This is a genomic window from Streptomyces sp. NBC_01478, assembly GCF_036227225.1.
GTDB lineage: Bacteria > Actinomycetota > Actinomycetes > Streptomycetales > Streptomycetaceae > Streptomyces.
Genome location: NZ_CP109444.1, coordinates 5185626 through 5198576, shown reverse-complemented (window position 1 = coordinate 5198576; position 12951 = coordinate 5185626). Strand labels below are relative to the sequence as shown.

The window sequence follows — 12951 nt, the reverse complement described above, 5'->3', positions numbered from 1 at the left end:
CGGACACCACGTACCACTTACTGACAGAAGGACCAGAGAGAGTCAGCGAGAGTCGGAGAGAGGGCCGAGCCATTTCCGTGGAGATCCGTCGTCCGGTCGGAACACCCGTCCGGCGGCAAGTGCTCGGCCTGGACGGACTGCGCGGGCTGGCCGCCCTGTACGTGGTGCTGTTCCACTGCTGGCTGTACACCTTCCCGGGCTATCCCGACAGTTCGGCGCCCGGATGGCTGGACGTGCTGATGTTCGGCCGTATCGCCGTCGTCTTCTTCCTGGTGCTGTCCGGGTTCTCCCTGGCGATCTCCCCGGCGCGGCACGGCTGGCGGTCGGGCGGCATCGGCGAGTTCCTGCGCCGCCGCGCCTGGCGCATCCTGCCGCCGTACTGGGCGGCGTTGGCCATCAGCCTGGTCGTCTCGCTGTATGTGGTGCCGGCCTCGCACTACGGACCGCCGGATGGGTCGTCGCTTCTCGTCTACGGCCTTGTCCTTCAGGACATGTTCTTCGCCCCGACGCCGAACGGAGCGTTCTGGTCGATCGGCGTGGAGGCCGAACTGTATCTCCTCTTCCCGCTGATCCTTCTCGTCCGGCGGCGGTTCAGCGCGGCTGCCGTGGTCGCGTGCGTGACGCTTCCGGTGGTCCTCTTCGGGCTGCTGGCCACCGACGCGAACCCGGTGGAGGGCGACAACTGGCTCGCCCCGCATCTCGCCCCCGTCTTCGTCGCGGGAGTGGTCGGCGCGGGGATCGTGGTCGCGTCGGAGCGGGTCCGGCGGCTGCCGTGGGGATGGTTCGCCGTGGCCGCCGCCGCGCCTGTGCTCGCTCTCGGGTTCCTTAAGGGGAACGTCTGGACCGTGCACCACTACTTCTGGGTGGATCTCGCCATCGCCCCCTCGATGGCCATGCTGCTGGCCGCGGTGGCCGGCGGGCGGCCCGCCCCGCTCGTACGGCTGTTGATCACGCGGCCGCTTCAGGCTCTCGGGAACTTCTCCTACAGCCTCTATCTGATCCATCTCCCGGTCGTCCTGGTCGTCGTGCGTCGCGTGGCCCCGCACTTCGTCGCGCCGGGGATGTCCACGTTCTGTTTCACCCTCGCCGTGGGCCTGCCCGTTTCGGTGCTCGGCGCCTGGCTGTTCGCCGAGATCTTCGAAATGCCCTTCAAGCGGAACCGGTCCTGGAAGTCCCTCACCGGCGCACTCGGCCGTTCGGGTCCTCGGACTCAGTCCCGGCCCAGCACCACCGTCCCGGAGGAGCAGAACCAGCCGCCCGTCCCGGAGGCGACTCCGAGTCGGGGCAACTCCCCGTCCGCGCCGGTCACTTGACGGGCCCCGGCCTCGCCGCGCAACTGCCGTACCGCCTCCACCAGCAGGAACAGGCCCCGCATTCCGGGGTGTTGGGCCGACAGGCCGCCCCCGTCCGTGTTCACCGGCAACTCGCCGCCCGCCACCCGCAAGCGGCCCTTCTCCACGAAGGCGCCCCCCTCGCCCTTCGCGCAGAAGCCCAGGTCCTCCAGCGTCACCAACGTCATGTAGGTGAACGCGTCGTAGATCTGCGCGAAGTCCATCTCCTCGGGGCCGACTCCCGCCCGTTCGAAGGCCAGTCGCCCGCTCACCGCCGCCGGTGACACCGTGAAGTCCGGCCACTCGGACATCGAGGCGTGTGACACATGCTCTCCGGTGCCGAGCACCCACACCGGTGCCGTACGGCAGTCCCGTACGTACTCCTCGGCCGCCAGCAGGACCGCCGCGCCGCCGTCGGACCGTATGCAGCAGTGGAGTTTGGTGAAGGGGTCCGCGATCATCGGGCCGGAGAGGACCTCGTCCACCGTGACCGGGGTGCGGAACATCGCCTCGGGGTTGAGTGCCGCGTTCGCACGGGCCTGTACCGCCACCTCCGCCAACTGCTCGATCGTCGTGCCGAATTCGAGCATGTGGCGGCGCGCGGCCATCGCGTACTTGGCGATCAGCGTGTGGCCGTAGGGGACTTCGAACTGGAGGGGGCCCCGCGCGCCGAAGGAGAGGTTGCCGGTGCGGCGGCCCGCCTTGATGTCGGCCCGGGCCGTCGAGCCGTAGACCAGCAGCACGGCGTTCGCGTGGCCCGCCGCTATCGCGTCCGCCGCGTGGGCCGCCATGACCTCCCAGGTCGAGCCGCCGACGGAGGTGGAGTCGACCCATGTCGGGCGCAGGCCCAGGTATTCGGCCACCTCGACCGGGGGCAGTGTGCCCAGGCCCGCCGACGCGAAGCCGTCCACCACCTCCCTGCCCAGGCCCGCGTCCGCCAGTGCGCGGCGGGCCGCCTGGGCGTGCAGAGCGTAGGGGGTCGTGTCGTCCACGCGTCCGCAGTCGGACAGCGCCACGCCCACCACGGCGACCTTGCGGCTCCCCACTGGCATGAGGGGGCCTCCTCCCTCTGTGCATATCGTGCCCGGACTCCTAATATGACGGACCGTCAGATCTGGAGGGAAGTGTCATGGACGCCAGCTTCACCGCCGAGCAGGACGAGATCCGCCGTACCCTCCGCGAACTCCTCACCAAGCGCTGCGGACCGGCCGCACTCCGTGCCGCCGTCGACAGCCCGACCGGGCACGACCCCGCGCTGTGGGCCGCGCTGGCCGAGCGGCTGGGGCTGCCGGGGCTCGCGCTCCCGGAGTCGTACGACGGTGTCGGTGCCTCGTCCACCGAACTCGCCCTGGGGTGTGAGGAGTTGGGCCGCTTCCTCGCGCCCTCCCCGCTGCTCGCCACCGCCGTGCTCGTCGCCCCGCTCGTCCTCGGACTCGGCACCGAGAGCCAGCGCGCCCGGCTGCTGCCCCGGATCGCCGCCGGTTCCCTGACCGCCGCCCTCGCCGTGCCCGGCCCCGCTCTCACCACCGCCCTCGCCCTCACCGGCACCAACGGCGGGGAGTGGGCGGGGGGCGGGCGCGCGGGCGGGGTGCAGGCCAGGCAGGAGGGGGACAACGGGTGGCGGTTGTACGGGCAGGTCGCTCAGGTGCTCGACGGGCACAGTGCCGACGTGCTGCTCGTCGCCGCCCATGCCGGGGGGTTCGCCCGGTCGCGGACTCTGCTGTTTCTCGTGGCGGGGGACGCGGACGGGCTGGTGCGGGTACGGCAGACCGCCCTGGACGCGACCCGGCCGCAGGCTCGGCTCGAACTGCGGGACGTGGAAGGGGAGTTGCTGGGTGTCGATGACAGTCCGCGGCTGCTGCGAGAGCTCTCCGCGCTCGGCGATTCCGCCGCCACCGTGCTCGCCGCCGAAGCCGTCGGGGCCGCCGACCGGGCCTTGGAGCGGACAGTCCAACACGTCAAGCAGCGCGAGCAGTTCGGGCGCGCGATCGGGTCGTTCCAGGCGGTGAAGCACCGGCTGGCCGATGTGTATGTGCAGGTGCAGGCGGCCAAGTCGGCCGTCTACTACGCCGCTTGGGCGATCGGCAACGGGGAACGGGTGGGCGGGCTCGCCCTCGCGCAGGCGCTGGAGGCCCTGCGCGGGGCCGCCGCCGAGGGGATCCAACTGCACGGCGGGATCGGGTTCACCTGGGAACACGAGGCCCACCTCTACTTCAAGCGTGCCGCTGGCGACGAACTGCTTTTCGGGCCGGTACACCGGCTGCGGGCACATGCCGCCGAGGGCGCGCACCTCTTCGAGATCGAGAGCCGCGAGGTGACGGTGTGATCGGTGTGCGCGCGGTGCAGAAGGTGTCGTCGACAAGGGCGTTCGCGCGTATCGCCCCGCATGTCATCCCCGGCCTCGACCGGGCCGTGCACCGGCTCACGCGCGGGAAGGTGCTGCTCAGCGCGCAGATGCTGCCGGGGGTGATCCTGACCTCGACCGGTGCGCGGAGCGGACAGCCGCGCCGCAGCCCCCTCGCCTGTATGCCGGTGGCGGACGGCTGGATTCTCGTCGGGTCCAACTTCGGCCGTACCGGCAACCCCGCCTGGACGCACAATCTCCTCGCTCATCCCGATGCCGAGATCAGTTGGAAGGGCGAGGAAATCCCGGTCACCGCCCGGCTGTTGGCGGGGGAGGAGCGGGCGGAGGTGTGGCGGGCGGCGCTCGTGTTCTGGCCGCCGTACGCGACCTATCAGCGGCGGGTGGAGCGGGAGATCCGCTTGTTCCGGATCACACGCAGGGCAGGCGGTGGTCCACCGGAGTGAACCACCGCCCGCGAGACAGGACTTGGGACCCGAGAAGTCAGAGCCTGGGAGCAGGAACTCCTACTTCGTGGGCTTCCTGCCGGTCACGCCCAGGTGGACCAACAGCGCCAGGTTCGGCTTGAGTTCAGCCTGCTTGACGCCCCACGTCTGGAAACCCTTCTGGTGCGAGGCGACGGCCGCGAGCATCGCGACCAGTGAACCGGCGACCGCCGCCGGGTTCACGTCCTTGTCGACCTTGCCCTTGGCCTGCAACTCGGCGACCGCGTCCGAGAGGGAGTTGTTCACGGAGTTGAGGATCTTCATGCGGATCTTGTAGAAGCGTTTGTCGCCCTCGGCCGCTCCGAGGTCGACGACCCGCAGGATCGCGTCGTTCCGGCGCCAGAACTCCAGGAAACCGTCCACGAGTTCCTGCGAGGTCTGCCAGCCGGCCTTGCCGACCCATGACCGGCCGGCGAGCAGTTCGGTCAACTGACCGCCCTCCGTGGCCATTTGCTCGGCGATCTCCAGGACGGCGCCTTCGACGTCCGGGAAGTACTGGTAGAAGGTCGCGGGCGAAGTACCCGCCTTCCGGGCGACATCGATGACTTTGACGTCCCGGTAAGGGGAAGAGCTCAGCATCTCGCTCAGGCAGTCGAGCAGCTTCTGCCGGGTCGCCTGCCCACGCCGGCCGGCCACGCGGCCGTCGACGGTACGCACTTGTCCTGTCATGCCGTCAGCTTACCGAGGGGTGATCGGAGCGCGATTCGGCCGACTGCAAATGGGGTGCACGAGGGTCCAGAGGGTGGTGTGCCTGGTCTGCGGGGTGCGTGCGTCGCCGTTACTTTGACGGTATGGCCGAAAACAGGGCATCCGCGTACGGAGAGGGCGTCCCCTGCTGGGTGGACGCGCAGCTTCCGGACCTGGCGGCGGGCAGGCGGTTCTACGGTGAGCTCTTCGGGTGGACCTTCGAGGAGGCGTACGGCGGCTCCGTATGGGCCCGCAAGGACGGCGAGGCCGTCGCGGCGCTCGCCCACAAGGCGGACGGGCGGATGCCGACCGTGTGGACGGTGTACTTCGCGACGCCGGACGTGGTGCGGCTGACCGCGCGGATCCGGGCGGCCGGCGGGCAGGTCGTGACGGCGCCGGTTTCCGTGGGGGAACTGGGCACGGCCGCCCTCGCCGCGGATCCGGAGGGTGCCGTCTTCGGGCTGTGGCAGGCGGCCCGCCATCCCGGTTTCGGCACCCGGCACAAGGCGGGCACCTTCGGCTGGGCCGAGCTGTATGCCCGCGAAACGGACATCGCCAACACGTTCTACGGCGGACTTTTCACAGACGCCCTGTTCGGGCCGGAGGCCGCTCCCGACTTCGGGCGCGCGCCCGTCTCCGACGTCTTCCCGGTGGAGATGCCGCCGCATTTCCTCGTGCACTTCCGGGTCGAGGACATCGCCGCTGTTCTGGGGGCCGTGCGGCGGCTCGGCGGACGGGTCCAGGTCCCGCCCTTCGAGACGTCGTACGGGAATGTGGCGGTCGTCACGGACAATCAAGGGGCGTCGTTCGCGCTGCTGCAACGCTGACACCTGGACTTTTGTCCGGAGATATGTCGAGACACCCCGATTAGTCGCCGGGTTCGCAACCTGTGGCCCGGCCAGGAAGAATCAGGGTGCGTGCCGCCATGGCGGTGCGGTGGTGAGACGCTGCACGGGGTCGCGTACATATGTGGGTGGCGTGGCCCGTACGGGGAGGTGGCAGGCAAGTGGTGGATCAGCTGACGCAGCACGATCCGCGGCGGATCGGGCCGTTCGAGGTGCTCGGACGGCTGGGCGCGGGCGGCATGGGGCTGGTCTATCTCGCGCGCTCGGCGTCCGGCCGGCGGGTGGCGATCAAGACCGTGCGGACGGAACTCGCCGAGGACCAGTTGTTCCGGGTCCGTTTCACGCGCGAGGTCGAGGCCGCGCGCGCGGTCTCCGGTTTTTATACGGCTGCCGTGGTCGACGCCGATCCGCGTGCCGCCGTGCCGTGGCTGGCCACCGCGTACGTGCCCGCGCCCTCCCTCGAAGAGATAGTGAACGAATGCGGGCCGATGCCGGCCCAGGCGGTGCGCTGGCTCGCGGCGGGGGTCGCGGAGGCGCTGCAGTCCATTCACGGGGCGGGTCTCGTCCACCGTGACCTCAAACCGTCGAACGTGCTCGTGGTCGAGGACGGGCCGCGGGTCATCGACTTCGGTATCGCCTCCGGCGTGTCGAACACCCGTTTGACGATGACGAACGTGGCGGTGGGTACCCCCGCCTACATGTCCCCCGAGCAGGCCAAGGACTCCCGCAGCGTCACCGGCGCGAGCGACGTGTTCTCGCTCGGCTCGATGCTCGTGTTCGCCGCCACCGGACACCCCCCGTTCCACGGCGCCAACCCGGTCGAGACCGTCTTCATGCTGCTGCGCGAGGGCCCCGACCTCACCGGCCTCCCGGACGAACTGCGCCCCCTCATCGAGTCCTGCATGCAGATGGAGGCCACCGGCCGGCCGAATCCGGCCGACCTCCAGGCCCAGCTCGCGCCCCATCTCTTCGGCTCCGGCTCCGACGACAGCGGTACGGCCTCGGCCTGGCTGCCCGAGCGCGCGGTGGGCCTGATCGAGACCCGGCGCGGCGGACGCCCGGCCCTGAAACCGGCGCCCACCGCCGGCCGCAGCGGTGGCGGGCGCGTGGCCGTACCGCCGCCGCCCTCCCACGATCCCGTCGTGCCGGTCCCGGTCGGCGCCCCCGACACCGGGCCCGTACGGCTGGCCGGCGCCCCGGTCCCGATCGGCCCCGGTCCCCGGGTCGCCGACGCCCGCGCCGCCGCCGTCAAGGCACCCCCTCCGGAGGCCGGCCTGGTCGCCTCCTGGTCCCGGCCCCGGCCCGGCGTCAACGGCACCGACGCCGCCGTAGGACCCGCCGTACCCGTACCGCCCCCGCTGCCCCCGGAGACCGCCTCCGGCTGGCGCCCCTGGCGGTTCCGCATGTCTAACGACGTCTGGGGCACCCCGACCGTCGCCGGCGACCTGGTCTACGTCACCTCCTTCGAGGTGCACGCGCTCGACGTGCAGACCGGCCGCCGTTCCTTCAAGACCCGGGACGTCGCCTGGTCGATGGCGGTCGCGGACGGCCGTATCCACGCCTCGGACGGCCCCACCCTCTTCGCCCTGGACGCCCGTGAGGGCGGCGACCTGTGGCGGTTGTCCACCGATGCCTGGGTGTACTCCCTCAAGGCCGAGCGCGGCACCGTCCTCACCGGGACGCGCGGCGGCGGAGTGCAGGCATGGGAGGCGTCCACCGGGCAGCAGCTCTGGCAGTTGACCGGCGCGCAGACCGACTTCGAGTCCCCGGAGGCGGGCCCGGCGCTGCACGACGGCACCGTGTACGTGTGGCAGGACGCCCGGCTGCGCGCCCTGGACGCCCGGACGGGTGAGGAGCGCTGGGCCTACCCGATCGGCGACGCGGCCTCCTGCGGCGGCGTACCCGTACGGATCACCCCCGCCCCGGACGGCCAGGTGTACGTCGCCGCCGGCACCCGCGTGCTGTCCGTCGAGGTGGCGAGCGGCCGGGTCCGCTGGCACTTCGAGGCCCCCGCGGTGTTCCTCTGCCCGCCCACCTTCGCCCCCGGCCCCGCGGTCACCGGCGGCGGCATCTACCTCGCCGACTACCTCGGCACGGTCTACGCCCTCGACGCCGCCGACGGCCGCGACCGCTGGCGCATCGCGACCGAGTCCCGGGCCTCGATCGAACCGGTCCTGGTCGCCGCGGGACACGTCCACGTCGGCAGCGGCAAGGGCCTCTACACGCTCGACGCGGTCACCGGCACCCCCAAGTGGCGCTTCCAGGCGGGCGGCGACATCGTGGGCGCCCCCGCGGTCGCCGAGGGCCGGATCCACTTCGGCTCCACCGACCACCTCCTCTACACCCTCAAGGCCGACGACGGCCGGCTGCGCTGGAAGCTCGCGACCGGCGGCGAGATCACCGGAGCGCCGGTGGTGCGAGACGGCGTCGTGTACGCGTGCAGCAAGGACCGCTGTGTGTACGCCCTCGACGCGGAGAAGGGGACGGGCACCGCAAGGACCGCGTGAGCGGCGCCCGTTGAGGTCGGTACCATGATCGGATGCAGACGCGGGGGCGCAGGCTCAGATTCACGGCAGTACTGGCATTGACGGTTCTCACCCTCACCGGCTTCTCCACCGGACGGCACCACAGCAGCAGCCGGCACGGGAGCAGCGGGGGAGGGGGCGGGTGCAGCAGCTCCAGCCAGGATCACGACACGTCGACGTCATCGACGTCGGGCGGTTCATCAGGCGGTTCGTCCGGGGGCAGTTCGTACACCCACCGGCCCAACTACCGCTCTACACCCACCTCTACGGCCACCTCCGGCAGCGGCAGCAGCCTGCTGGACGGCACGGCGAAGCTGGTGAGCTGCGCGACGGCGAAGAAGCCGTACGCGACCGTCGAGGTCGGCAACCCGAACAGCCGCAAGGCCACCTTCTCCGTCGACGTCACCTTCGAGGACGCCCAGGACAACGAGGTCGACTACAACTACACGGACGTCAAGGTGCCGGCCAACGGCAAGGCGACCGTGCGGGTGCGTTTCCTCGGCAGCTCCACCCCGGTGGACCACTGTGTCGTCGACGGCCGTGCCACAGCGGTGAGTTGACCCTCACCGGGTCCGGAAGCCGCCGTTCCCACGGGCGGCGAACAGCTCCGCCTGCCGCTCCGTCGGCAGATTCCCGAGCGCGATGAGCGGCGGCGCCTGCGCATAGGCCTGCGCCCGCGCCGCCTCCTTCGCCGCCCACAACGCCCGTACGGTGCCCTGGACACCCTCCGTCGGATACCCGGCGATGACGCTCGCACAGGCCACGGCGGCCGCCAACGCCCCGCCGGGCGCGGTGAGTTCGGACACGAGCCCCAGCTCGTACGCCCGCCGTGCCGAGATCCGCTCCGCCGTCCCCATGAGCATCATCCGCGCGACCTCGCCGTACGGCATCCGGTGTGCCATCAGCACCGACTCGTACGCGCTGACCATGCCGTAGGTGGTGTGCGGGTCGAAGAACACGGCGGCCCTGTCGGCGATGACGAACTCGCTCTCGCCCAGCAGATAGAAGGCCCCGCCGCAGGCCATCCCGGACACGGCGGAGATCACCGGTTTCCAGAGGTCGTTGGCCTTCGGCCCGATGTGCAGCAGCGGATCGTCCTGCATGTACGGCGAGTCGGGCTGCGGCACGACCGCGTCCCGGTCCAGGCCGGTGCAGAAGGCGCGCTCCCCGGCCCCGGTGAGGACGACGGCCCGTACGGAGCCGTCGAACCGCAACTCCCGCCACATCGCCGCCAGTTCGGCGGCTGTCGCGAGGTCGATGGCGTTGAGCTTGCGCGGCCGGTCGAGGGTGACGACGGCGACGCCCGTGTCCTTGTCGACGGAGATGCCGAGCGTCATGGCCGCTCCAGAACCCACTGCGGAAGCCCGTCCGCGCCGAACACGACCTGCACCCGCGCCCCGATCCGGATCCGGTTCGGGGAAAGGGAGTTGATCGCGGCCCCGGCTTCGCCGACGAGATTCCCGACCAGCCGGATCCGCGGGGCGTCGACCAGCTCGACCACGATCACGTTGTACGGCGCGACGGCCGCGTAGTCGGGCAGGAGCGGGGGGTGCGGGAAGACGTACGACCACACCCGCCCGCGCCCGCTCACCTCCCGCCACTCGCTCGCGAAGGACTGGCAGTGCGGGCAGCAGGGGCGGGGCGGGAAGCGGGGCTCGGCGCAGTCGGCGCAGGTCTGGACGCGGAGTTGGCCCTCGCGGGCGTACTGCCAGAAGGGGGCGCCGTCGGCGTCGGTGAGCGGAGTGAGCATGGTGGTCGACTCCTCATTTCACTTCGTGAGCAGCAGGGCTGAGGTGGGGACGCCCTCGCCCGCCGTCACCAGACAGGTGGCGGCGTCCGGGACCTGGGCGGTGCTGGTGCCGCGCAACTGCCGTACGCCCTCGTTGATCAGGTTGAAGCCGTGGACGTACGCCTCGGAGAGCCCGCCACCGCCGGTGTTGAGGGGGAGCCGGCCGCCGATCTCCAGGGCGCCCCCTTCCGTGAAGGCACCGCCTTCGCCGCGCCCGCAGAAGCCGTAGCCCTCCAGGGAGAGCGGGACGAGGGCGGTGAACGCGTCGTAGATCTGGGCGACATCGACGTCCTGCGGGGTGAAGTCGGCGTGTTTCCACAGGTGTCGGGCGGCGGTCCAGGCGGGCCCGGTGAGCGGGTCGTCGTTCCAGTAGTTGACCATGCCGTGGTGCTGGGCGGGGAGGCCCTGGGCGGCGGAGTGGACGTACACGGGGGTGCGCCGGCAGTCGCGGGCGCGCTCGCGGGAGACGACCACGCAGGCCAACGCCCCGTCCGTCTCAAGGCAGTTGTCGAAGAGGCAGAGGGGTTCGCTGATCCAGCGGGAGGTCATGTACATCTCGCGGGTGAGGGGGCGGTCGTACATGATGGCCGCCGGATTCTGATTGGCCCTGTTCCGGCAGGCGAGGGCCACGTTGAAGAGGTGGTCGCGGGTCGCGCCGTACTCGTACATGTAGCGGCGGGTGAGCATGGCGATCTCGTCGGCCGGGCGGAGGAGCCCGAAAGGGCGGGTCCACTGGGCGGGCGTGGGGAGTTGGCGGGTCGTGTCGGTCCAGGGTCTCGCCCCGCTGCCCCGCTTCCGGGACCGCCAGGCCACACCCACCGTCGCCTGCCCGGCGGCGATGGCGGTGGCGAGGTGGGCGACAGTCGCACATGAACCCCCGCCCCCATACCCCACCTTGCTGAAGAAGGTCAGGTCCCCGAAGCCGACCGCCTTCGCCAGCTCGACCTCGTCGGTCTCCTCCATCGTGTAGGAGGCGAGGGCGTCGACCTCGCTGGGGGAGATGCCCGCGTCGTCGAGGGCGGCGAGTACGGCGCGACAGGCCAGGGTCCGTTCGTCCTCGGGGAGTTGCTTGGCGAAGGAGGTCTGTCCGATGCCGACGATCGCGGTCGCGTCCTTCAGTCCGGCCATGCGCTGTCCGGCCATGCTCCGTGCACCTCCGCGTGAACACCGGGGCTGCTGACAGGGCGTCAGGCTACAGCTAATCTGACGGTCAGTCAGCTAGTGGGTGCAGGGAGGCCGTTCATGCGTGCGGACGTGGAGTGGGGCAGCATCCCGGGCCTGGTGCGATCCGCCGCAGAGCGGTACGCGGACGCCGAGGCGGTGGTGGAGGGCCGGACGAGGATCTCGTACGCCGAACTGGGCGCCCGGGTGGAACGCGCGGCGGCGGCCTGTGTCGCGAGCGGGGTGGAGGTCGGCGACCGGGTGGGCATCTGGGCGCCGAACTCGACGGACTGGATCGTCTCGGCGCTGGGCGCGGTGTCGGCGGGCGCGGTACTGGTGCCGCTGAACACGCGGTTCAAGGGGAGCGAGGCCGCGTATGTGCTGCGGAGCAGCGGGGCGCGGCTGCTGTTCGTGACCGGGACGTTCCTGGGGACCTCGTACGTGGCGTCGCTGAGGCGGGCCGCGGGGGAGGGGGCGGGGGACGGTCCGCTGCCCGGCCTCCCGGCGCTGGAGCAGGTGGTGGTGCTGGCCGATGACGCGCCCGCCGACTTCCGTACCTGGAAGGACTTCCTCGCGGGCGGGGAGGGCGTGGGCGCGACGGAAGTGCGGGCGCGGGAGCGGGAGTTGGACGGCTCGACCGTCTCGGACATCATCTTCACGTCGGGTACGACGGGCCGTCCCAAGGGTGCGGTGATCACGCACGCGCAGACGCTGCGGGGATACGAGATCTGGAGCGACCTGGCAGGCCTGAGGCAGGGCGACCGCTATCTGATCGTGAACCCCTTCTTCCACACCTTCGGCTACAAGGCGGGCGTGATCGCCTCGCTGATGCGGGGCGCGACGATGATCCCGCAGCCGGTGTTCAACGTCGACACGGTGCTGGCGAACATCGCGGCGGAGCGGGTGTCGGTGCTCCCCGGCCCGCCCACGCTCCACCAGTCCCTCCTCGACCACCCGGCCCGCGACGCGCACGACCTGTCGGCGCTGCGGCTGGTGGTGACCGGGGCGGCGGTGGTGCCGTTGCGGTTGGTGGAGCGGTTGCGGGGCGAGCTGGGCGTGGGGACCGTCCTCACGGCGTACGGCCTCTCGGAGGCCAGCGGGATCGTGACCATGTGCCGGCGCGGGGACGATCCGTCGGTCATCGCGTCGACGTCGGGGCGGGCGATCCCGGGGACCGAGGTCCGGGTCGAGGCCCCCGCCGGCACCCCGGGCGAGGTGCTGGTCCGCGGCTTCAACGTCATGCGGGGCTACTACGAGGACGCGGCGGCCACGGCGGAGGTCCTGGGCGAGGACGGCTGGCTGCGGACCGGGGACGTCGGGGTCCTGGACGGCGCGGGCAACCTCCGGATCACCGACCGCATCAAAGACATGTTCATCGTCGGCGGCTTCAACGCGTACCCGGCGGAGATAGAACAGCTCCTCGGCGTCCATCCCGACGTGGCGGACGTGGCGGTGATCGGCGTACCGGACGCGCGGCTCGGCGAGGTCGGGAAGGCGTATGTCGTAAGGCGGCCGGGGGTGACCCTGACCGGCGACGACCTGATCGCCTGGGCGCGGCGGGAGATGGCGAACTACAAGGTGCCGCGGGTGGTGGAGTTCGTGGGGGAGCTGCCCCGGAACGCGAGCGGGAAGGTCGTCAAGGGGGAGTTGCGGGCGCCGAATCCGTGACCCCGGGCACACATCGGCGCCCCGGACACACAACGGCCCCCGGACACACATCGGCCGCGACAGCTCCCCCCAGAGCTGCCGCGGCCGATCCCCCGTGC

Annotated in this window: 12 protein-coding genes; 7 read left to right on the top strand and 5 right to left on the bottom strand. The window is 71.3% G+C overall.

Annotated elements, in window-relative coordinates:
- Positions 1–77: 77 nt before the first annotated feature.
- Entirely contained in the window at positions 78–1313 is a 1236-nt protein-coding gene (locus tag OG223_RS23240) for an acyltransferase family protein (RefSeq protein ID WP_329251841.1), read from the top strand.
- On the opposite strand, the gene OG223_RS23235 is transcribed toward OG223_RS23240, so the two are convergent.
- The gene (locus OG223_RS23235; RefSeq protein ID WP_329251839.1) at positions 1211–2383 is read right to left on the bottom strand and encodes a thiolase C-terminal domain-containing protein; all 1173 of its coding nucleotides are present in this window, start codon (positions 2381–2383) and stop codon (positions 1211–1213) included. The two genes, OG223_RS23240 and OG223_RS23235, sit on opposite strands and share 103 nt — an antisense overlap.
- Before the next feature lie 77 nt (positions 2384–2460).
- Here OG223_RS23235 and OG223_RS23230 point away from each other — a divergent pair, with 77 nt between their 5' ends.
- Entirely contained in the window at positions 2461–3657 is a 1197-nt protein-coding gene (locus OG223_RS23230) for an acyl-CoA dehydrogenase family protein (RefSeq protein ID WP_329251836.1), read from the top strand.
- Positions 3654–4139, top strand: coding sequence for a nitroreductase family deazaflavin-dependent oxidoreductase (locus OG223_RS23225; RefSeq protein ID WP_329251833.1), 486 nt, complete (start codon positions 3654–3656; stop codon positions 4137–4139). Before OG223_RS23230 ends, OG223_RS23225 begins: the two co-directional genes overlap by 4 nt.
- A 60-nt stretch (positions 4140–4199) precedes the next feature.
- Here the strand turns inward: OG223_RS23225 and OG223_RS23220 are convergent, their stop codons facing one another.
- Positions 4200–4835 (bottom strand): TetR family transcriptional regulator, encoded by a 636-nt coding sequence (locus OG223_RS23220; protein ID WP_329265423.1) that lies wholly within the window; start codon positions 4833–4835, stop codon positions 4200–4202.
- Positions 4836–4969: 134 nt separating this feature from the next.
- On the opposite strand from OG223_RS23220, the gene OG223_RS23215 reads away from it, so the two are divergent.
- The 3 genes from OG223_RS23215 to OG223_RS23205 all read left to right on the top strand — a co-directional run bounded on the left by OG223_RS23215 (position 4970) and on the right by OG223_RS23205 (position 8795).
- Positions 4970–5692, top strand: coding sequence for a VOC family protein (locus OG223_RS23215; RefSeq protein ID WP_329251830.1), 723 nt, complete (start codon positions 4970–4972; stop codon positions 5690–5692).
- A 179-nt stretch (positions 5693–5871) separates the two neighbouring features.
- Positions 5872–8217, top strand: a complete 2346-nt coding sequence (locus tag OG223_RS23210) for a serine/threonine-protein kinase (RefSeq protein ID WP_329251827.1) — start codon at positions 5872–5874, stop codon at positions 8215–8217.
- 32 nt (positions 8218–8249) lie between these two features.
- A complete protein-coding gene (locus OG223_RS23205; protein ID WP_329251824.1) occupies positions 8250–8795 on the top strand; it encodes a hypothetical protein in 546 nt (181 codons plus the stop codon).
- A gap of 3 nt (positions 8796–8798) precedes the next feature.
- Here the strand turns inward: OG223_RS23205 and OG223_RS23200 are convergent, their stop codons facing one another.
- Genes OG223_RS23200 through OG223_RS23190 form a run of 3 tightly spaced genes read right to left on the bottom strand, consistent with a single transcriptional unit; the run spans position 8799 to position 11152 of the window.
- Complete coding sequence (locus OG223_RS23200; RefSeq protein WP_329251821.1) at positions 8799–9572, bottom strand: enoyl-CoA hydratase/isomerase family protein; 774 nt, start codon at positions 9570–9572, stop codon at positions 8799–8801.
- On the bottom strand, positions 9569–9985 hold the full coding sequence (locus tag OG223_RS23195; RefSeq protein ID WP_329251818.1) for a Zn-ribbon domain-containing OB-fold protein: 417 nt from the start codon (positions 9983–9985) through the stop codon (positions 9569–9571). The genes OG223_RS23200 and OG223_RS23195 overlap by 4 nt, the downstream gene beginning before the upstream one ends.
- Before the next feature lie 18 nt (positions 9986–10003).
- The gene (locus OG223_RS23190) at positions 10004–11152 is read right to left on the bottom strand and encodes a lipid-transfer protein (protein WP_329265422.1); all 1149 of its coding nucleotides are present in this window, start codon (positions 11150–11152) and stop codon (positions 10004–10006) included.
- 114 nt (positions 11153–11266) lie between these two features.
- On the opposite strand from OG223_RS23190, the gene OG223_RS23185 reads away from it, so the two are divergent.
- Entirely contained in the window at positions 11267–12853 is a 1587-nt protein-coding gene (locus OG223_RS23185; RefSeq protein WP_329251815.1) for a FadD3 family acyl-CoA ligase, read from the top strand.
- The last annotated feature ends 98 nt before the right edge of the window (positions 12854–12951 follow it).